Below are 23,148 nucleotides of genomic sequence, written 5' to 3'. Positions count from 1 at the left end.
TTATAAGCTGATTGCAGATCTTGACAGGTTGTGTTCTTTCAGGACGTCATCAATTTTCACCGGCAGACCTGTTTGTAAAGACTTATCCATGGCCTGCAATAAGGCAATCGTTCCAATCCCCTCTTTCAGATCAGGATATGCAATGGTGTCGTTGTTGATGCTATCCGCAAAATATTCCAGGTAGTTTTGATATTCTCCCGCATGATGACTTTTACCCTCAAAGCGGAAGTAGTGTTTGAGCTTGTGTTCCCAGGTGATCACTTGTTCCTCCCCGGTATTGGTTGTAACGGCATAACGTAAATCCATATAATCCGCCTGACTGCAGCCAGTAGTTCCCCTCAAAATACAGCTCATTTCACTATCACGCGTATTGGGCTGTACAGGTCCTGTATAGGCGCCACTTACCCTGGCAATTCTACCATCTTTTGCCTTGAAAATGAAATGCATGGTATCCTGATTTTTTAGGCCTGCGGCTGCGCCATTACTACTTAACATGCCATAACCCATCACTTCCTCTATCTCTGGCAAATACCAACGAATAAAATCTGTGGGATGGCTTAAACCGCCGTATAACCATTTAAAAGACTGCTTCAACGACCATCCTTTTTCTAAAAACCAACGATGGTCGGCATGATAATATCCCTCTATGGTGATAAGTTCTCCAATTAAACCTGCGTCAAAATCTTTACGCTGTCTTTTCACGGGTTCAAAAAAACGGGAACTTTGTCCAATGAAAACTTTTTTATTTGACTCCCTGCTTATTTCCAGCAATTCACTGGCCTTGGATAAATCATCAATAAAAGGCTTCGTACAGACTACGTGTTTGCCATGTAGCAATGCCTGTTTTACATGTTCTGCATGCAGATGATCAGGGGTATAAATGGCAATGACATCGATCTCCGGATCGTCAAGCATTTCCTGATAATTTGTGGTGTAGTTTTGAAAATCAAATTCTTTAGCTCTTTGCTTACACAAATCTATTTGTGCATCACAGATCTTAATCAACTCATATCTATCACTGGCAAGTGCCGCAGATATTGTACTTCTCCCTTCACCGAGGCCTAAAATTCCTAATTTTAACATATTTGGTTTATTAATTTAATCCTTATTTAGAAGCGAGCGGCTTAAAAAACACCCAGACTTCACCTGGTTTTGTGCCAGGGATGCCTTCCTGGTACTTTGTCATCAGGGCATTCCAATCATCAACCTTTGGGTTATTTTCTGTCGTTTTCGGATTTAACTTCTCGAAATCTGATCCTTTGGGAATACTGATAATTAGCACCAGTTGCCTCCCGTTTTTGTAAATACGCAATTGCTGGAAATCTGCATTACAAAAACCCTTAGCCACTTCTGGCCATTCTTTAAACTGTGTGGTATGATAGTTTAAATACTCCTTTTGCATTTTCTCATCTTCAACCAGGTTAGCGCTTAAAATGACGTGATCCCATTCTTTAGCTGGTTCATGTCCACAGTTTTTCTCCCGGCTAAATTCATAAAACGACTTGTCATAATTCCTTACTTCAGTATCGCCGAATTCCAGGGATACCGCTTTACGCAGCACCTCCGCATTCGTTTCAGGATGATAAATTAATACCCTGTTGTTCCATTCATGAATATAAGAAACCGGTATTTGCCCTTTCTCGCAAAATGCTTTTAGAACAGCTGGCGATGGCTGTTTTCCGGTTTTAAAAATAAGCTCAGTAAGCCTGGAGGGCTGTTCTGTTGGTTCTTCCTTGTTGATGGGTTGATCCATGGATCTGACAGCATTTTCTTTTAATAGATATCGATATGTTTTTTCTAATCCAGCAGCGTTTTTAATGCTGTCGGCAACCATGTCACCATTATTTTCCCATACGTTTCCGGGCCCGTTGGCATTCTGAAGGTATTTCTTAGCGGGTGTCCAATTGTCTTTGATGGTGAAATAGGAAGAGCCTTCATCTGTATATAGGTAAAACCAATGCTCAGGAATATGAGCATAGGGTGCTTTATAAATGCTGTCAATATAATTACGATTGATTAAAGAACCAGGCTGAGCCGATAATGTATATATTCCGGCTACATCATACATGTGTTTTCCATAATGATGTATCTTATTGCCACTGATCGTATTATTTTTCATTGCATTAATGGTCCTGGTCCAGCCCCATCCCATGCTTATTCCGGTATAAGAAACTTCATTAATTTCATTATGTAGTATCCGGATTCCCCGGACATATCCGGCACCAATACCTACGGCACCCCAATCTTCATTGGTTACATCTGTGATCAGGTTATTTGCGATCAGCTCATTGCTAGAGATCTCCCTGGCATCTGTAGGATTATAAGGCAAATGAACTTCTGTGGATTCATCGGAAAAATTACCTACAAGGATGGCTGAACCACCGATATCTTTAAAAAGGTTACCTTTTATTTCGTTATGATGCGTTCCTTTCTTATAATCAAGTCCGGTTGATGCATGGTGTACAAAGCGGCAGGAATCAAAGCCGGTATGATGCGCATATGAAACCTCAACAGCTGCTGGAGGACGGCCAACCCAGGCCTGGTTCTCCAGACTTTTTTTATCTGCTGTACCCGGGACTTTCAATTTATAGGCATCGATCATATACATGCCAGCTTGGTGGGGTACATGGCCTTTTTTTGATGGCCGCAGCCAGCTCGAATGTGCGAAGGATATACCCTTAAAGGAAACATAGGAAACCGGATGATCTATGCTACCTTCTATCTTTACTAAAGTTTCCAGATAAGGCACAATGACATCTGCAGCGGCCATTTCTACGCCATTGGCTGGCCAATAATATATTTTTCTGTTTTTAAGGTCTTCATACCATTCTCCAGGTTCATCCAGAAACTGCACTGCATTGCTTAAAAAGTAGGCAGAATTGCCCGTTTTTTCTGACAGCCATGGCGCGGGCCAGGGATGTTCAGACTGCACCCTGCTTTCTGGTTCCATAAACGACAGTTCCGCCACATCGCCTACAACTTTCACCGATTTAATCCTTAGATTGGCAATAGCCCACCATTGGTGAATCACCATTTCCATGCCTTCAATAGTTGAAATCTTGATGTCTTTTGGGATAGAAATCTTACAGGTTTGTTTTTCAAAATCCCAGGATAAGATCCGGTTCATTTGTCCGGTGTTTGCATTTCTTGCCCGCACGGCCTTCTGGCCATTTACCCATAGCTGTCTAAATTCCAGCAAACTTCCTGCAAGTACAGGGGCATCTGCAACCCACACTTTTCCAAGCGCTTTTTTTGGCAAACCGGGTATGGCGCCATTTGCCTTCTTCCATTGCGTAATTTGCATTCCACCGCTCAAAGTAACTTTTGCCGCTGGTGCAGCCATTATCTGGGTAGGACTTTCTGCTGTTCCTGAATCTTCAGGGCGGAGAATAATAGGCTCTCCGAGCTTGTAAACGCCATTCTCCATGAAGATCCGGATTCCGCCTTTCACAGCGGGATCATTTAAACGTCTTAGCTCTCTTGCTTTACGCAGGGCGCTGATCAATGTAGCCATTGGTTTCTCCTTATTTCCAGGATTACCATCTGCCCCCTTTAAAGAAACATAAATATCTGCAGCTTTCAATCGAAAGGCATGAAGGGACAAAACAATAGCCAGGAAGCAGCAAAAAGGAAGGATTTTTTTCATTTAAATATTTTATAGGCTATTTTGAAAAATAGATTTCACATAGGCTGTATTGGCACTAAAATTCCGCTTTACATCTTTGGTATTGCCGGCATCGCGTGAACGTTCTATCACAAGCCAACCCTTCCAACCCATGTCATCTAATGTATTTCTAATCTGTTTCATATTAACTTTAGGGTCGTTTTGCAGCCATACGCCATCATCATTGGTGCAATGAATTTGAATAATATAACGTTTACCCAAAATCCTAAGCTCTTCATTGATATCTCGACCATTTTTAATGGCATTTGAAAAATTAAAATAACTTTTTATGCTTTTTGAATCTACATCTTTCAAGAGTTTCAATTCATTTCTGGCATCTAAGGCGGTCTCAATACCAATGGTTATCCCTAATTTTGAGGCCATTTTACCAATAACTCTTAAGCGTTTCACGATGACCGGCCGTAACTCCGGAAACTTTACTAAATCGCCCTTAATACCTAAGGGTAGAAATGCGACTTTAATATTCATGGCTTTCATGGTGTCAAGGCAGTCCTGGACCATTCGCTGGTAAGTTGGTCGCTCTGCAAAAGATTGCGCATAAAATCCGGTCATAGCCAGCGAACAGATTTCAATGTTCAGTTCTTTGGCTTTCGCTAAATATTGCTGCCTCACCAGCGGATCTGAAAGTTTACTGTCAAATGTATCCCTGCTGCCTAACCCACCCATATCTACTTCTACACCATCTGCACCTATATCTTTGGTCAGTTGTAAGGCACTTAATTTCTGACGTTTTAAAATCATCAAGTCAATTACTGCCACTTTAAAAGGCGACTTTTTTAACTCAGAAGCCAGCAATAACTGACCAGGAATGAATAAAGCGCCGGTTAAAAGGGCTACTTGTGAAATAAAAAGCCGGCGATCAGGCCTGTTTTTATTCATATTTTTAGCGTCCATTTTATTTAGTTAAGGTTGCTTGTTTAAAAACTTTTTCCAATTCTTCAAAACCCATAATGGCGTTGGCTGGTAACCGTTCACCTTTATCTCCAAAAACATACATAGCTTGTTCTTTTTCTATGGTGCATTTGCGTTCATCATAATGACCAACATTATCTTTCACCGCAGCTCCATTGAGCTTAAAATTTTTGATTAAGAAGTCGTATAAGGCTTCGCGCTTTGAAAAGCCAAAGTCATGTCCTTCTTCCGGCAAATGCACATTCTCCACCTGTTCTTTTGCTCCATAATAGCCGTACATCTTTTGAAGATAAGGGAAGTCATGTTGTGGCATTTCTGCCGTCCAGTCCTTTCCATCAGAAACTATCAATTGCGGATTAGGCGCTGTCATGGCGGCAATTTCCACATTGTTGGTTCCACCAGCACTTAAATGAATGGGCATACCACTTTCACATGGGCAACCACCGTAGAAATAAGAGGAAAGAGAAACAACTGGTGCACTTAACTTGATGCGTTCATCCATAGCTGCTAACAAAACAGTATGGCTTCCACCTCCTGAACCACCACTAATTCCTACTCGCTCTTTATCCGTTTCTTTCAGGGAAAGCAAATAATCCAAAACACGGATTCCGCCTAAAGTTTGTATGGCTTGTGACAAGCTGCGCCTGTGATCTTCCGATTTAAATTGCAATAATGATTCGCCCCAGGCAAAAAGGTCATAACTAAAAGCCATTGCACCCATCCTTGCAATCATTGCACAACGAATTTGGTTATCATCCCTGTAACGATGTTTTGCCCAATGCCCATCAGGGCTTAATATAACGGGTATTTTGCCTTTAACATTCAGTGGTCGGTAGAGTGAACCATTAACATATAACCCGGGTAAGATTTCTAATGCTATATTTTCCACACTATAACCATCCATGATCCTTTTAGCCGTCACAATAGGCTTGCTTGCTGGTTTTGCCGGTAGCGGAGATAACTGCTGGGCCCGAAAAAGTGCAGGTCTGAGCAGTGCTTTCCTGGTTTCCCAACTGGTCTTATCATCATATTTACTGGCAAGTTCTGCCAGGTAGTCCCATCCGTCTTTTACCTCCCATCGATGGTATTCATAATCTTTTAATTTATAGACTTTATCTTTCTCTTTATTGACCTTAAGGTCAAGAGGCGAAAGCACATTCCGTAGCGTTTCATCCACATCAGTTCTCATTCGCCAATGTGCATATTTAACCCAGCGGTCCTTTACCTGCGCATCTGAATATTTGATCTTCACCTGGTAGCGGTTTTCAATTTCTTTCAACACCTCCAACAATGACTTCTGATAGGCATGATCGGTATCCTGCACCTGTGAAAAAGCAGGCAATTGGAAACAGAACATGCTCCAGAGCATTAAAGTAAACACCGTATATTTCATTTTAATCTTCTTCATGTTTGGTTTCCGAAAGAACCGGAGCTGTGTATCCTTTTACTTTTGGCCACAATCCCTTTTTAATTTTTCTTAGTTTCAACTTCGCCGGATCTACAACCACATGTTTGATTTTTTGCCTTCTCCAGGTATAAATAAAATGTAGCATACCATCAGCACTCTGAATTACAGCAGGATAGGAATATTGACTAATCGGTGAATCTTCCAGGATCAACGCAGCAGACCAGGTTTTTCCATTTTTTGAAATGGAAACATTCAAGGGTGTCCTTGGTCCTTTTGCTAAATCTCCCGGAGGCAATACGTGATTATAAACTAATACATGCCTGCCATCCTTCATGGTGACCGCATCTGTTCCAGAATTGTTATTAGGCAGTGTTGTGGTGGTTAAAGGTGACCAGGTTTCACCATTATCCATCGACCATGATGTTACGAGCGCTCTGCTCCTGCTCCTGGCTACAATTTGAAGTTTACCATTGCCATGATCCAGGATACTTGGCTGGATGGCATCAATACCATTGGATGCTATTGGGCCAACCTGGCGCCAGGTTTTTCCATTATCGCTGGTCACTTCAAAATGCACTTTCCATCCCTTACCTTCGGTGCTGGATGCCGCGAATAAATTCCCATTGCTTAGTAAAACCGGTTTGTTTTTTACAGGCCCTATATAACCTTCAGGCAATTTCTCTGCTGCCGACCAGGTGATCCCGCCATCCTTGGATGTGCGCATTAAGCCCCACCACTCCGAGGGTTTAGGTCCTATCTTGTAAAACAACAATAAATCACCACCCGGGACCTGGTACAATACCGGATTCCAGGTCGGTAACCTCAAAGAATCACTTTGTATGCCATTGGCTACAGAAACGGGTGCCTGCCATTTTCCCTCAACCATCCTGCTGATGTAAATTTCTACATCGGGATTTCTTTCCTTGGTGCCCCCGAAGAATGAGGCAACTAACCCAGTGGGCGTTTCGGCAATGGTTGCAGAATGACAAGAAGGAAATGGTGCTTTATCATATAAATATTGTTCCTCTACGATGCCAGAACGCCATTTCTTCGATTGTGCGTTTATACTTGCTGAAAAAACAACAATTAAAACTGCTATGATGGTTAAATTCTTTTTTAACATTATTTTATAAATTTATTTTCTACAGTGAAAGTGTAATCTCCTGATCCAAGTTCAAACAAGGCTCGGTTATTTTCCATTCCGACAAATTTCAGGTCTTTTAAGGCAGATCCTTTCTCCGTTATTGCCTTCCTTGATTCCGCAGGTAAATGAACAATGGCCGTTGTATTTGCCGGTATGGAAATATGCCATATAAACCGTTCCTCTGTTTTGGTCCAGTTACTTTTAATTAACCCATAAGTGGATTGATAAGAAGCGTTGACATGATTTAAGCCTTTTATGATTTCTGGCTTCATCACAATTTGTTTAAACCCGGGAGCAGCGGATTTAATACCAGCCAGATTTTCGTAATACCAAACCAGTAAATCCCCTAGTAACATCACATGATTTTGTGAATTCATTTTTGGGCTGGCTGTATTTCCATTCCATAATTCCCAAATGGTGGTTGCGCCATGTTCCACCATATATCCCCAGCTGGGATAATCTCTGTTTGTTGCCAGTTGGTAAGAAATATCAGGTCTTCCATAATCACTGAATCCCCTCATTAAGTATTGCGTTCCGATAACCCCCGTGCTGATGTGTCCCTTATTGTCAATTAAAGTTTTATCCACAATATTCTTGAAAACAGCTTCCACATTCTGTTCAGCAACCATTCCATGCGACAAAGGCAAAAGGTTTGCTGTTACTGTATTATTGCTGTAGGATGATGTTTCCTGATTGAAAAATTTAGCATTGAAGGAAGCTTTCATTTGATCGGCAAGTGCACGAAAGTTTTGTGCATCCTCTTGTTGATGAAGCATCGTCGCGAAATTCTCCATCATTAATAGTAATTTATAATAAGTTGCGCTGGCGATCAGTACCCCGTCAGTTTGTCTTGCAGGATCTTTTGAATGAATCAATTCTTTAGATTCTGGTGGTACGCACCAGTCTCCATATTTATCTTTTGTTACCAGACCATCTGTCGTGTAGCGCACTTGCATATACTCCATCCACTTTTTCATGGAACCGTAATGTTTTCTGATGGGTTGCTGATCAGCAAATTGCGTATAGAGCATGTCTGCGATAAACAAGTACGTGCCTGGCCAGGTTACATTATCACTGTAATAACGCCAGAATGAGGGGGCTACATCCGGAATGCTTCCATCGGCTCTTTGTGCCTGCTGAATATCATCTAACCATTTTGCATACAGTCGTCCATTGTCGAACATAAAACTTTCACCATAGGCACCGGTAGTCCTGTCACCCAGCCAGGGTTGGCGTTCATTACGCTGTGGACAATCTACAGGCATACCTTTATAATTCCCTCTAATGCCCCAGTACGCATTTTTATAAATTTGATTGATGGTTTCGTTAGAGGTGTTAAATTCACCTGTTGTTTTGATATCATCATAAACAACTTGTCCTAAGAAGTTCTCCATGACTGGCGTTCCGGGATAACCTTTGATTTCCACATAACGGAAACCGTGGTAAACAAAAGAAGGTTCCCAGCTTTCCGTGGCGCCGCCTTTTAAAGTATAGGCATCTGTTACGATTGCATCGCGGAGATTTGCATCAAACAAAGTTCCATCCGCCTGCAAGCTTTCCGCAAAACGAAGGGTGACTTTTTGACCACGCTGCCCTTTCACCCTGAACTTTATCCAACCAGCCATATTCTGACCCATGTCCATGATAAATACCCCCGGTTTTAACTGTTTTAAGGAAACAGGTTTGATGGTCTCCATCACTTTCATGTTCTCATTCATTTGCGCTTCAGGCATTCCTCCCGCCTCCTGAACATATTGTGCTTTAAGCCATGTTTGATCATGAAATCCAGGATTATTCCATCCCGGCATTTCTTTCCTTGCGTCGTATTCTTCGCCATCATATTCATTATTAGCGAGAATAGGGCCTTCAGCTGTCACCTTCCAGCTGTCATCTGTAATAATGGTCTGTTTTGTGCCGTCAGTATATTCAATATCCAGGTTCAGCAGCATCTTTGGATAACCGAAGGTTTTGATTTTATAAGGTTTGTAATCCTGGCGCATGGTGTAGAAACGACCGTTACCTAATATCGTCCCAATGGCATTTTTCCCTTCTTTAAGGTGTTGTGTTACATCAAAAGTGTTATACTTGAATCCTTTTTGATAATCTGTAGGGACTGGCGCTAGCACCTGGTCACCTATTTTCTTTCCATTGATGTAAAACTCATAGAGACCTAAACCAATTAAATAGGCCGTCGCTTTTTTAATGGCCTTCGGTGCTTCAAATTCCTTACGGAAATACCTTGCAGATAACCTGGAGAATTGTTTTTCATTATCCCAGGCAAAAGATTTATCAAGTCCGATCCACCGGCCTTTCCAATCGGCATAATTCAATAAGCCCATTGTCCAATAGGCAGGCTTACTCCATTCAGTCTCTCCTTTATTGGTCCAGACCTTAACTTTCCAAAAACAAGCTTTACGACTTTTTAAAGCAGCGCCTTTATACACTACATTGTTCGACTGATCTGAAGCCGTTTTTCCAGAATCCCAGACATCCCCCTGATCTAAAGCAAGTTTTTCAATCGTCGAAGACACAATAACGCGATACGCGTTTTGTTGAATATCCCTTTCCGCACTCGCCATCTCCCAGCTCAATCGGGGTTCCACCGCATCAATACCCAGGGGGTTAACCAGCATTTCGCAGCGGGGATTTTGCAGATTCACTTGTCCTTTAACTAAATTAAAAGGGATCATCAACATTGCAATAAAGACGATATATATTTTCATGTTCATCAGCTGATTCTAAACGGTTAAATCAATTATTTACTGAAAAGTCGAAATACAACGTTACCCCTAATGCACGTGCAGGTTCCTTTTCAAAATCATAATAAACGTGTTTCATTCCCATAGGGCCTGTCGTTTCGGGTTTTTGGGTTTTCGTTCCAATGGCTGAAATCCCATTCATAAAAGAAATGTCCCCAGAAGGAAAAGTAGGGCTCATGTTGTCCCATGAGGTATCTTTTGACTTTTTTGGTGTAAACAGCCTTAAAAAAAGATCTTCCTGATCTGTAACTACCTTAAATGACTGGTCTTTTCCAATAAAGGTGCACCAATATAAATTGGAATAATACCCTTTAAATTCAGGGTAATTAAATGGTGCTTCACCGGTTGCGGATTCGTTATATTCTTTATCAAATACACCGAACTGATTACCCTTCATTCTATTCTTCCATACTTTATAGGGTCCCTTACCCATATAGGTCACGCCTTTAAGCAGGGCTTGCGGAAAAGAAAAGTTAACGCCAACAAAAGTGGTAAAATAGGCAATAGGGAAATATTTAACTTCCATTTTTAGCCAACCTGATGGATAAATAGTCCATTCTAAAGTATTATAGCTCTCTTTTCGATTAAAAGTAGAGGCAATAATTACGTTTCCTCCTTCTCTTTTAAAAGTGAAATTGCTGAAATTATTTACACCCTCCTGCAACACCGGGCCATTATTAAATGGAATTAACCCCTTTGCATTGTTTACACGCTGTAAAATCCCTGTCTTTTTATCAAACACGAAATCAATACCATTAGCCGACACGTTAAAAACTGCCGCTGTTTCCTTTAGCTGTACATCCCCCGGGGCTTCTTTTACAACCATCTTTTTAGCCTGATGAGCAGGAAGAACGATTGGGAAACTCCATGTAAAAATTTCTTTTTGGTCCGGGGATTTCACCGTTACATATAAAACATCATATCCGTTCCAATCGGTAGGCAAGGCAATTTTTAGCGTTCCTTTTTCATTTGGCTTAATATCGGGAGCGGTCGCTTTCCCCATTAGATTCGTTGCTTCCTGATCTTTAGTTTTAAACTTTTTTAACTCCCAGCTAAAGCTGCATTGATTTAAATTGGTGAATGAAAACCTGTTTTCCAATAAAAAAGAACCATTAAAGGAAGTGGTCATTTCCTTGTGTTCAAAGAACACAGGGCTCCAAATTTCTTTGATGGTATAAAAACTACCTTCCTTTTCATGATAAGGCCCTACAATGCCATCTGCACCATTGTTGCCATTGGTATCCACTTCACCATTTTTATCTGTACGTACCACACCCTGGTCAGCAAAATCCCATAGAAATCCTCCTGCCGATAGTGGGTTATGCCACATTGATTTCCAGTAATCTTCTAGTCCGGCACCATGGCCGCCATCAAACATGCCATGTAAAAACTCTGTAGGCATTAAAATCTGGTGTCCATGGTCATAATTACCTATTCCATAATTAAATTCACGGTAATGCGTGGTATCAAAACCACCATAAATCTCCCAGGGATGGATTACAGGTCTTTTTTGAAGATCCTGCTGACCAAATAAAGCATCAAGCTCCCGGTTATGTCCGCCTTCATTTCCATTCGCCCACATCACGATAGAAGGATGATTTTCATCATTTATCATCATCTCCTCTAGTAGTTTTGTTCCTGTTGGCGTATCATAATTCCCATGCCATCCTGCAAGTTCATCCATCACAAACAAACCCAGGGAATCACAAGCATCAAGAAAATGGCCATCAGGCGGATAATGTGACATACGCACCGCATTCATGTTCATCTCTTTCATTAACAACACATCAGCAATACTTATCTTTTTGCTGGTTGTACGACCTGAAGACGGGTAAAACGAATGACGATTGACGCCTTTAAATTTAATTTTAGCACCATTGATATAAACACCATCACGTTCTCTTACTTCTACCGTGCGAAAGCCAATTTTCTTCTCCGTGACATGAATTACCTTATTATTTTTATAGAGTGTAAAATGTGCTGTATAGAGATTTGGGAATTCTGTTGACCATAATTTTGGGGAAGAGAATTGATGTGAAATTAGAGCGGTTTTAGCCTGAGCGGGAACCGTAACAAGCACTTTTTTCCCAAACTTTTTACCGTCCTTACCAAAGAGTTGAACAGCAATTTTGTCGGCATCGCCGGAAATAAAAGCCTCTGCCTTAAATTGTCCATTTGCCTTTGCATCGATTTTGATTCTTTTAAAATGATCTACGGGAAGTGACTCCAGGTAAACTGGCCGGAAAATCCCGCCAAACACCCAAAAATCTGCTTTTCTTTCCGCTTCATTTACGGATTGATTGGCTGAATGTTTGGATACTTTAACTTCAAGCAAATTATCGGCACCGAATTTTAATAATTGATGAACAGGATAGCGGAACACATAAAAGGAGCCCTGATGGATCGGGCCAGCCAGTTGTCCATTGATCTTCACTTCAGTATCTGTCATGGAACCCTCAAAAACTATGTTGATGTGTTTTTCTTTCCAGTTGGCAGGAACCTGGAAAACATATTTGTACAAGCCTTGCTCTTTTCCACGCAGGCTGTCTGGCGTAAAACCATAATTGTATTGCCCAAAGCCCTGAAGTTCCCAATTTGATGGAACCGCAATGCTGCTCCATTTTCCTGAATTCATGCCTGCAGTGCTGAAAAAATCCCACTTAACGGTATCGTCATTTCCAGTTCCGGAAAGGTATAACTTGTCTGTTTGCTGTGCTTGCAGCACACAAAAAAACGGCATCAATAGGGTAAAGAAAAAAATGGCTTTCAGTCTCATTATTTTATTTTTGTGCTATTATAAATTGTTCTGTTAATGGATTGTCTGTACGAAAGGGCATGGCCGGTAAACCATCCTTATTGAATAAATTTGATTGTTTGGCTTCATGCCATCCAAATCTCACGGCAACAGGCCGATTGATGTTTTTTGAGGAAACCACAATTTGGTTTCCTTTAACAACCGCCGTTGCATTTTCAAATTTGCCATCGGCACCGGAAACTGTAAATCCTGTTATAGGTTTCCCATCATTACTATATAAGCCCTTGCCAACATGCGCAAAGTCTATAATGGCTTTTGATCCTTTTATTTTCATGGCCTTATAGAAAGGACCTGAATAATTAATTTTTTTACCATAATCTTTGGCCAATGCCCAGAGAGCCAGTCTTCTGCCCACTTCCCATTTATAGGTAGGATGCAAGTCGTCTCCATTGTCATTTAAATCAGTACTCACTACCATGCCTGTATAAGGTAAGCGGAGGACTTGTGCCTGTGCTTCCCAAAATTCAGGTTCCGACTGTTCATCAAGAACAATTTTTCCTTTACTTTTCGAGTAATTGTATGGCGCTAGCTGCACATAATAAAAAGGCAATTGTGTATCCTTCCAGGCCGTCCTCCAATTTTCGATTAACGACTTCATTTTATTTGCATAACTGATGTTCTCCTTCAAAAAACAATTTGTTTCACCCTGGTACCACAAAAATCCACGCACACCGAAGTTGGTTAAAGGTGCAATCATGGTGGTATAAAACTTGCCAGGTTCAGCAATCCAGGGTTCTATGGCACTTCCGCTTACCGCAGAGGAGATAATGCCTACGGGCACTCCAAGTTCTTCATGAAGTTTTTTAGCGAAAAAATAACCTACAATAGAAAAAGCCTTTAAGGCAGAGTCTTGGGCTACACTCCAGCTTTTGTGAGTAGAATCCGGCTTCGGCAAAGTTTTACGGTTGACTAGAAAGATCCGGATCTGGGTATCATTTGCTTCTTTTACCTCGTTAGTGGGAAAGCCAAGGTGTTCTTTCAGGGGCTTTGTTGATTTAACAAGTTTACGCATAGCGTATTCCATGTTAGACTGCCCGGAACATAGCCATACTTCACCTACTAAGATATTATTCAAGGTTATTTTATTTGAACCTTCTATAGTCATGGTTGCAGGAGTGGAAGAGGTTTTAAGTGGCTCAAGTAGCACTTGCCATTTACCGTCTGCGGATGTAACTGTCCTTTTATGCTGCCCCGCAAAACTTACCCTTACCGGCTCCCCTGCCGCACCATAACCCCAAATAGTCAATGGCTTTTGACGTTGTAACACCATATTACTGGACAGTATTTGAGGTAAAAGGATGGTTGCCTTTGCAGCCCCCATCCCTACCATACACACCAAACTTAACAACATAAGCTTTTTCACTGCAAGGGATCCTTTCATTAGAACACCTCCGTTTTTAATCCCTCTATTGAATAGGAAGCCTCTTTTATCATTTCACCAGGGTTCTTTAAATCATAAACCTGGTCTGCCGGGGTATCCACATGAGGGAAACGACGGACTTCACCGGTACGAAAAACAATTCTGGATACTTCAGCCGCAGGCACAAATGCGAGGCTGGTTAATACATCTTTGCCGTTAACGTTTAGCGTATAAAAACGATTGGTCAGGTTAAGCTTCACCCTAATATCGTAGCGCTGCCCGGCTTTGTATTGCATAAAATTCTTATAGCGTGCACCAGCTTTGCCACTTAATGTTCCTGTAGAATCAAATGTGAGCCGAACTGCAGCAATGCCTTTCACATCTTGTAACTCGATCTCTAACAAACCGTGATCATTTTGCTCAGGGGTTATGGAAAAGGTAGCGATGATTTGGTCGGCAGCAGGGAAAAGCCTTTCTGCTTTCGCATAGTCGTAAGGATCTTTATCTTTAAGAACCAGGCTGCGAACATTTGAAACCGTTGTTATTTTAACCGGTGCCCAAAGCGGGCTGTAAATATTCCATAACTCCAGTTCCTTACCTTTTTCCATGGTGTTAAATACCTCGTTCACATGCTGAGTGGCTTGCGCTTTAACCGGCAATGGAATCGATGACACCCACATGTCTTCTTTATTCATGCTGTAAGTAACCCAAAGCTTTCCATCTGCAGGCTTTCCATTTCCTTCAATTATTCCCCTTACATACTGAGGACCATAAGATTTATAATTACCACCATAGCGCATCGGTGAAATTTCTCCGTTCACCAATAACAGGTTATCATAGTTTAACCCATCATTACTCGTAGAAATAGCCAGGGGCCACCTGAATTCAGAAGGATTATATACCGTAGCATAATTACCATCCGCAGTTTTTTGTCCCCATATTTTGGCACTGCTGTTGACAAATCCGGGAGCTCTGGTTGCATTTTCAGGCCAGTTTTTACCGTTATCCTTACTAATAGCCGTTAAAGCACTTTTCCATAGTCCGACTACCTTTCCATCAGGTAAATGATAATAGCTAAAAGCTTTATACTGTTTTTTCAAGGGAATCAGCGGATCATCACGATCAGCTTCCTCATTCCATTGCTGCATCATTAAAGGATTGGCCAGCAATTCATTACAAGCATTCACAAAAGACTTGTTTTTACTTTTGGTGTAAAATGGATAGGACGTATTTTTCTCTGACCATCCGCGGTTATACCTAATGAAATAGATCTGTCCATATTTTCCATCAGGTAGAATTTCTCTCACTACCCTTCCTATTCCTTTACCGTCATTTGGATCATCTTTGGGATCGAAGCAAATACCATAATAGCCTAAAACCAACAGAACATTTTTCTTGGATACATAAAAGCCCATACGCTGGTGCATTACAGCATCTAAATCTTTTGCCACATCATCCCGGCCTTCTTTTTTAGTACCATCCGGAATCCGGTAAACTGGAAAAATAACATCAGGTTTAGTCCAGGTATAACCGTCTTTGGAAGTTTGAATAAAAGTTTGTCCGGGAGCCATACTTTCCCCTGCCTTATCACTCAAGTATTGAAGGTAAAAAGTGTTGTTCCAATATGCCAGCATTGGCGCATGGTTATACGTCCAGCCAAAACCTTCGGCCAACTCAGGGTGTTCCCTGTTGGCACGAAAAGTTTGAATATTATGCACCCCCAAAACAGGTGTAAGCTGACCATGGTGATAGTCGGCATTCACTAGTGTTTTACCGGTATAACGGACTGTATCCTGTGCTTGTCCTAACTGGACTGCCATTGCTAACAATATTACTAACCAAAGTTTATTTTTCTTCATTATTTCTTTGAGGAAGCACGTAACAGGCTGTCCTTTTTTAGTTTAACAATTATTTTCCTTTTCACTTTAACTATGGTACCATGCTTATGTCCCTCCGGAACTGAAATTTCTGCAGAAACATCGCTAAAAGACTTAAAATCCTTGGTTTTTGCCGCAGCATATCGCTTTTCACCGTAGGCATCATAATAAATCAACCAGTCATTCTTTACTTTCACCACTGAAGGCCCTTCTGTTAACTTCCCTGTAAAAGGCGCCGACACCTGGGTATAAGGACCTTTAACCTGTTCGCTAAAGGCAACTTGCAAATGTCTGTTAGGCCGGGTATTGTCTTTAAGTACCAGCACATAGTCTTTTGTTGCTCTTTTCACAATGACGGCATCAATTACACTATATCCAGGATCTAAAAAGAGTTCCGGCTTACTAAAAACTTTGAAATCTTTAGTCGAAATGGCATACATCCTGTGGTTATTGTCCTCATCTTCTATTCCTTTTGGAAATTTAAAAGGAATTGTTGAAGCCCAGATCATAAGGTATTCACCGGTCTCTTGGTGATAAGTAATTTCCGGTGCCCATACGTTAACTACATCAGCTTCTTGCTCCAGCACAGGAATAAATTGCTGTGGCGACCAAGTCAGTAAGTCTTTAGAACTGGCATAACCAAAACCACGATCTCCTTTCCAGCTGCAGGTCCAAACTAAATGAAAAACACCATCAGGGCCTTGAACCATCGAGGGGTCCCGCATTATCTTTTGCTTTCCAATTTCAGGTTTTAGAAAAGTGCGATTTAAGTCTGTCCAGTGGTAAGCATCATCACTATATAAAAGCCGCAAGCCTCCATCAGCCGGTTCATGAAAGGACGTAAATATATACGCCTGGCGTGAGCACGAGCTGAAAGTGAGCAGGGCCATCCCGAGGAAAGCGACACAGCAGTTGTATTTATGTTTAAAAATAGCTTTCATTAAATCTTATCAAGTAGCAGCACCCAGTCATTACCATCCTTCTTTTCTCCCGGCGTTTGAAAAGTATGTTTTCCTTCGTTCTTAATATTTCCGATGTCCGTAGTTTCACCATTCCGGGGATTGAACCAGGAAGCTTTAACCTCAACGCCTGGTATTTTCGCCATCTGGATATCAAACTCCCCACCTGTATAAGAATAGACCATAACGAAGTCTTTTCCTCTGGTCGCTAATAATCTATTGTATTGTTTGCCATTTTCTCCAGCAATAATTGATTGATCAGGCACACGGTCAAAATAAGAAGAGCGGGACAACAGCAAGTCTTTCAGAAACACCATTTGTGAAGCTCCCGGCGCATTCAAGGCACTATCCCAAAGTTCACTAGAACCATAAGCGGTTTCTTTATCACTTGCAGAATGAAATTGCATTACAGAATTCTGCCCGTAGGTATAGCCAAATGCGCCTGAAAAAACAGACCAATAGCCATATCTTCTTACATCATTTGCTGTCCACCTTGGCTGCAGTGTATCATGCAGGCCCTGTGGAATTCCTTCGTACGAGGGTTCGCCATCAATGGTTGGTTTAATAGGGCTAAGCTTATAATCAGCTTCCATATATTTCCAGTTATCCTCGCCATAGTGCAATTTTTCATTTTTTGAAGTATCCTGGTCATAACGACGGTGACCAGACTGTACCATGTTGAAATCCATCCATTTCTCGGAATGAAACCATTCTGAAGAAGCCGTTCTTCCTCTTGGATGAAAAGTAATCAAGTGGTTTGGATCATTCTTTCTTAGTGTACTGCCAATGGTTTGCCATACCGCAATGGAGTCACTGCCTTTGATATCACCACCATTCAACCAGATGATATTACTTCGGTCGCGGTATCTTTTGCTTAAAAATTCTGCATACAACTCCGCCTGTTTCACACTGACTTTCCCGGCTTTAACATCTGTGCCCCATACCGGAACAAGTGCCATATATAAACCTTTTTCCGCTGCTTTATCCACAATATAGTCTACATGATCCCAAAAATCATATTCAGCCTCGTTCTTAAAAGAATTCCCTTTGGTGGTATCCGGCATCGACACATCAGCGTTAACCAGAGAAGTATCTCCGTAAACATTTACCGATGGCACCGAATGTAAAACCATAACCTGGATCACATTAAACCCTTTTTGTTTTCTATCTTCAAGGTATTGATCTGCCTCATCCCGGTTTAACTTGTTGAACAATAACCAACCGGTATCCGCCAGCCAAAAGAAAGGCTTGTTATCATCGGTCATCAGGTATCTTCCATTTTCAGAAACTTTAAGCTGCTTTAAGCCAGCTTGCTCCTGCTCATTTGCGCATCCAAGTACCGTTAAGGATACAAGGGCAAAGAATAAAAATCGTGTGGTTCTGGTTATCATATCTTATATTTTATTGATTAAGGTAACTTCATCTGCTGCTGCTGTTTTTTGTAACAGAATAATTGAACCTGCTTTAATTTTTTCTTGTTTTATGACTGCACCTGTCTGCGGGTTGATATATTTCACGCTGAAACTACCAGAGAACTTTTTCAGATCCAGGCTTATCGGTAAGGCAGAACCATTGTAGAAAATATAACCTTTACCAGGATCCTGCAAGCTATATTGGTTTGAAGGGTTTCCTGCAACAACAGTAGGTTTCATTGTAACAGCGGCAGCTAATAATTCCTTATTAAGTTCAGGCAGGGAGGCTAAGGAACCGCCGGCCATAAATATGGCCCAACCATAGCTGGTGTAGTTATCTCCGGAATACATCACTGCTTTCTGTGGATAATTATTTCTATAGGTGGAGACTGCCCGGTAAACTTGTTCAAAAGAAGTTTTCTTTGGTTTTAGCAACCGTGCATGTTGTCGTGGGGCTAAACTTTGCCCGCCCACAGGTGAATAGGCTGTTCCATCTGCCTGGTAATGCCAATACCTGATATCAATCAGGTCTACCACTTTCGACCGTACTTTATCCGCTAAAATGGCATCCTGAACATCTTTGGTTACACTCAGTCCTATAATAGGGTGTTTACCGGTTTCTTTTTTCCATTCATCAATGGTGTCAATCCAAAATTGGACAAAGTGCAGGGGACCTGTAAATTCCGCACCAATTAACTGGATAACTCCAGTGTTGGCAGCAAAATTCTCCAGGCATTTCCTGATATAGGCCTTGTGTAGCTGACGACGGGTGGCATTAGATAAATCATAGAATTGTTCTGCCATAAAAATCCGCTTATCGCCTGCATAAGGTACCGGTTCAGGAAAACCGCTGCTGTTAATGTTATTTGCAGTACGCCAGGGGAAATCCGAATAATGTGCCCCAGCTTCAATGATATTGTGCTGAAAGTAATTTTGGTGAATGAGGACTAATCCTTTTTGGTCAGCTAAATCTGCAAATTGCTTTAACCGGTCCCAGTACCAGAGATTGTATTGAGTCAGGTCATATTTACTTAAGCCATCCCATGCCTTCCCTTGTCCGGTACGGGCAAAAGGCAATTCATAAAACGGTGCCCACACTTCCCCATCCATCCTTCTAATCCGTTCATGGTCATCCCGTCTGCGGTCATACCATAAACCATAGTTATGCTCCAATATTTTAACACTCCCCTGCTGCATGGTATCGGTTACTGCATCCAGGTTATCTGTAAGTCCGTTACCAGAACGTCCAGGCACAAAACGGGTAATGTGTGCATTGGCTTTCTGTAATCCATGAGGCCTGGCGCTACCGTTCCACCAGGCTACCTGCAAACGGTTGCCGGAAAAAACTGCACCACGGGTAAGCCAACCATTCTCCATCAACATTGGATCAGCCAGTTTTGTAACAGCAGGTTTTTCCGTTTTGATGTGATCTATTATTTTTGCTTGAGCGGCATTTATAGAAAGGGGCTGACGAACAGCGCTATGATCTATAAATTCGGCTAACTGCAATGCCGGTTTAGCAGCCAATTTTGTTAGCTTTTCTGCCACATCAACCGACGGACTACTTGATGCTTCCGAATCTACAGGTAATAATTGAGCGCGATCATTTGCCTTTTGACCAAGGCGATCACTTAACTGGGCATAGTACAGGCTCCGGGGTCTAATATGTTCGTTAGACATATCCCAATAACCGTTTCCGGAAAATTGAGCCCAGTTACCAAAGGCCCAGTTTTGTGCCGTTGGCGGCTGGTAACTATTGATTTTTGCTGCCGTACATTGCCAGAAAACACTGTTCGCTGCCGACCATCCCGCACCCTGACCATCCTGTCCCCGGTTCATGAAACTTAAAGCCTGTCCATCAATATTTACAATATCAAACAAAACCCCGGATGCCCAGCTGTCTATAGTACCACTAAAACTATAAGGCAGGTAGGCCTGGCATTGTACAAAAGCATTCGGACCCGCAGCACAGTAGCCTACTGCAAAATCATGATAGCCATATTCTGAGTATAATCTTTGAAATAATGTTTGCTGACCCGTGGTTAAAAAGGTATACCTTCTTTCTCCACCAATTTCTGAAACAGGTGCGAGTGATTTACAATCTTCTACGGTAATTCTTCTCCCGGACTCCAAAACATTAACCACAGAACCTGCAAAATTTTCAAATACAATTTGACGAACCCAGGCATCCTGTACATTTTCTAAAGAAATTCCTGTCCAGCGATGATTTTCATCCAAAGGATTTATTTTATTATAAGTAGATTGAATTTTTAAATGCTCTACACCAGCTTGTGAGATCCGTCCTTCCCAATTGTATTTAATCACGGTGGCACCACCATACTTTGCCTCTAAAGCAGTCGTTAGTGGCGCATCGAAGGTAAGTTCCTCGCCTGTCACTTTTACAATCGTTCTATCCCAATAAAGTTCCCGCTGACCAGGTTTCCAACCTAAATAAGTTTCACCACCACCAAAATGGACAGTACCCAAGTCGTCGATCCAATTTTTAGTCGAGGGCCGGTGGATTAACACTTTGTCACCAACTTTAAAAGCAGCTGCATTTGCCAGGTTTACCTTCATGGCATTTACAGGAACATAATCATTGGTAATTTGAACCGGTGTTTCTTCCTTTCGATCTGCTTTTCCTGCTATGCGTACCACTCCCATTCTGTCTAATCCTGAAGCCAGAAGTAAAGTTCCGCCCTCCCCCATACCACTTCCACGAAGAACTACACCTCCAGTATTGATATGTAAAGTACCAGCCACCTGGTAAATTCCTTTTTCCAGCAAAACGGCTCCTCTCAGGCCATTTTTACTTTTCGGAAGAGAAGACACATAATTTAAGGCCTTCTGGATCCTCATTGTCGCATCACCCTCTTGCCGGGGAACAACGACCTTGATCACTGCTTCCGGAATAGGGACATCACCAGCCATGTAACCACTGTATGAAAAATCAGGAATACGGTTTCCTTTTTCATCGGCCGTATAACCCATTTTACCATCCTTACCTTCAAAAATGGGTTTTGGTGGTGCTATTACTTTTATCTTTTGCGCATGTAAAACCTGCGTACCCAAACCCATTAATAAAATCAACAGGGGAATTACAGCCCAACTGGCTTTCCTGTTTGCAAATTTTATATGGCATTGTTTGTTTAACAAAATGACTATTTTTAGGTAATGAAGATTAATAATTAAGGCTTAACCTGGTTAATGGGTACAAGGCTGTTTAAATAGACTTCTATGTTTGAATAACCGTTCTTCGTGATCTTTGCCGCATCAGTGGCATCTTTAGCATTTAAGCCGTGCTTTTTTTCGTAGACATCAGGCAGACCATCCAGATCAGTATCTTTATAGGGCACACCTTTATATTCAGGATAACCTCCTACCTGGCTCACGTCGGTAATGATGCCTTTTTTGTAAGCATCCTGTGGTAAACGGCGTTTAATAAACGCAGAACCGATTTCAGTTTTTCCACCTTCCAGGTATTCGATTTTTCCGGTTCTTACCTGCTTAATAATCCGTTGATCAACAGGATCTCTCCTTGGCAGGGTAGAACCGGCATTGAGCAACACATATTGATAGGCATCTTTAGTAGGGATAATCGAAACTTTAGCCATTGGCAAAGGTTTATTTACCTTCATAGAATCCAATACTTTCTGTTTATTGCCATTGGTTTCAATCTGCACACCACCGTCCCAGTTGTCGTTGGTTACTTTTTCATTTCCTTCCACAATATTCCCGTGGATGTATGCTTTTCCAAAATGGTTAACAAATCTTTTATCACGGCCTGATTCCGGTTTCAATATACGGTAAGCGATGGGCTGATCTACAGGCGTAATCGGTCCTGGTTTGTAATAGTTATTGATAAAATTATAAAACGAATCATTGTCGCCGCCATCTGCACTACGGTTCCACCAGTTAAAAATCACATTATTGGCAAATCCAAAATCGCCATACATGCCAACAGAAGGATTACGACTGATATTTGAGGCCCATAAATTACGCACGAAAGTGCTGTTTAAACCGCCGATTGTACTTCCAAAACCATGGTTGTAAGTATCCAGCGCTTCAGAAAAGATGGAGTTTTGAATAGTCACATTTACCGTAGGTAATTTTTTAGGTTTTGAGCCATCACCTGCATCATACACATGCCTGTAAATGGACATATTTTCATCCAATCCCCAGCTGGCGGATACATGATCAATGATGATGTTTCCCACAGGGTTACCACCAATAGCATCATCTCTGCGGGTAACATCTGTCGACCCGCGGCGGAAACGCATGAACCTGATCACCACATCATGTGTATTGATCCATACAGATTCTCCGGCTATGCAAACACCATCACCAGGTGCACTTTGACCGGCGATGGTAACGTAAGGTGCCCTGATGATCAGTGGCGTTTTGAGCTTTATAATGCCCGAAACATTAAACACGATAATTCTTGGGCCAGCCACTTCACAGGCTTCCCTTAAAGTTCCCGGTCCTGAATCATTTAAACTTGTCACCACAAATACTTTTCCCCCGCGGCCACCGAAAGTGTAAGCGCCACCACCCTCAGCGCCGGGAAAGGCTAAAATCTTTGCCTGAGGAAGGTCCCCTGGCTTGGCTGCCCAAGGTATATAAGGCTTGCCGTTTCTAGCATCTTCCTCTATTTTAGCACTTTGCTTTAGAAAAACAAGGTCTGATTTTTCTTTGATATCGTTTAAGATAGAATCAGCTTTCCGCTCCAATTCCACGGGAATTACAGGATATTGAGCCCAGGCAGTTAGACCTGTTGCCGAAGAAATTACAAAAAGTAGGCCTGCAAGTTTATTCAT

At 41.8% G+C, this 23,148-nt stretch carries 13 protein-coding genes; all 13 read right to left on the bottom strand.

What is annotated here, in order from left to right; genetic code table 11:
- Genes WG905_RS12820 through WG905_RS12760 form a run of 13 tightly spaced genes read right to left on the bottom strand, consistent with a single transcriptional unit; the run spans position 1 to position 23,148 of the window.
- Positions 1 to 1,083: a Gfo/Idh/MocA family protein gene (locus WG905_RS12820; RefSeq protein WP_339592125.1), complete on the bottom strand. Its 1,083-nt coding sequence runs from the start codon at positions 1,081 to 1,083 to the stop codon at positions 1 to 3.
- A 22-nt stretch (positions 1,084 to 1,105) separates the two neighbouring features.
- On the bottom strand, positions 1,106 to 3,646 hold the full coding sequence (locus tag WG905_RS12815; protein WP_339592124.1) for an L-rhamnose mutarotase: 2,541 nt from the start codon (positions 3,644 to 3,646) through the stop codon (positions 1,106 to 1,108).
- Between the two features lie 9 nt (positions 3,647 to 3,655).
- A complete protein-coding gene (locus WG905_RS12810; RefSeq protein WP_339592123.1) occupies positions 3,656 to 4,579 on the bottom strand; it encodes a sugar phosphate isomerase/epimerase family protein in 924 nt (307 codons plus the stop codon).
- 1 nt (position 4,580) lies between these two features.
- Positions 4,581 to 6,005, bottom strand: a complete 1,425-nt coding sequence (locus WG905_RS12805) for an acetylxylan esterase (protein WP_339592122.1) — start codon at positions 6,003 to 6,005, stop codon at positions 4,581 to 4,583.
- Positions 5,992 to 7,128, bottom strand: a complete 1,137-nt coding sequence (locus WG905_RS12800) for a sialidase family protein (RefSeq protein WP_339592121.1) — start codon at positions 7,126 to 7,128, stop codon at positions 5,992 to 5,994. Before WG905_RS12800 ends, WG905_RS12805 begins: the two co-directional genes overlap by 14 nt.
- A complete protein-coding gene (locus WG905_RS12795; protein WP_339592120.1) occupies positions 7,128 to 9,878 on the bottom strand; it encodes a glycoside hydrolase family 78 protein in 2,751 nt (916 codons plus the stop codon). Before WG905_RS12795 ends, WG905_RS12800 begins: the two co-directional genes overlap by 1 nt.
- Positions 9,879 to 9,900: 22 nt before the next feature.
- Positions 9,901 to 12,684: a glycoside hydrolase family 2 protein gene (locus WG905_RS12790; RefSeq protein WP_339592119.1), complete on the bottom strand. Its 2,784-nt coding sequence runs from the start codon at positions 12,682 to 12,684 to the stop codon at positions 9,901 to 9,903.
- Between the two features lie 4 nt (positions 12,685 to 12,688).
- Positions 12,689 to 14,104, bottom strand: coding sequence for a sialate O-acetylesterase (locus tag WG905_RS12785; RefSeq protein WP_339592118.1), 1,416 nt, complete (start codon positions 14,102 to 14,104; stop codon positions 12,689 to 12,691).
- Entirely contained in the window at positions 14,104 to 15,903 is a 1,800-nt protein-coding gene (locus tag WG905_RS12780) for a six-hairpin glycosidase (protein ID WP_339592117.1), read from the bottom strand. Before WG905_RS12780 ends, WG905_RS12785 begins: the two co-directional genes overlap by 1 nt.
- 38 nt (positions 15,904 to 15,941) lie before the next feature.
- A complete protein-coding gene (locus WG905_RS12775; protein WP_339592116.1) occupies positions 15,942 to 16,901 on the bottom strand; it encodes a glycoside hydrolase family 43 protein in 960 nt (319 codons plus the stop codon).
- Positions 16,901 to 18,310, bottom strand: a complete 1,410-nt coding sequence (locus WG905_RS12770; RefSeq protein WP_339592115.1) for a glycoside hydrolase family 140 protein — start codon at positions 18,308 to 18,310, stop codon at positions 16,901 to 16,903. Before WG905_RS12770 ends, WG905_RS12775 begins: the two co-directional genes overlap by 1 nt.
- A 3-nt stretch (positions 18,311 to 18,313) precedes the next feature.
- Positions 18,314 to 21,487: a DUF6298 domain-containing protein gene (locus WG905_RS12765; RefSeq protein WP_339592114.1), complete on the bottom strand. Its 3,174-nt coding sequence runs from the start codon at positions 21,485 to 21,487 to the stop codon at positions 18,314 to 18,316.
- Positions 21,488 to 21,519: 32 nt separating this feature from the next.
- Positions 21,520 to 23,148 carry a pectate lyase family protein gene (locus tag WG905_RS12760; protein WP_339592113.1) on the bottom strand — a complete coding sequence of 543 codons (1,629 nt, stop codon included), beginning with the start codon at positions 23,146 to 23,148 and terminating at the stop codon, positions 21,520 to 21,522.

The organism is Pedobacter immunditicola (assembly GCF_037482985.1).
GTDB lineage: Bacteria > Bacteroidota > Bacteroidia > Sphingobacteriales > Sphingobacteriaceae > Pedobacter > Pedobacter immunditicola.
The sequence above is the reverse complement of the archived record's forward strand: the minus strand, read 5'-3'. Positions and strand labels throughout refer to the sequence as shown.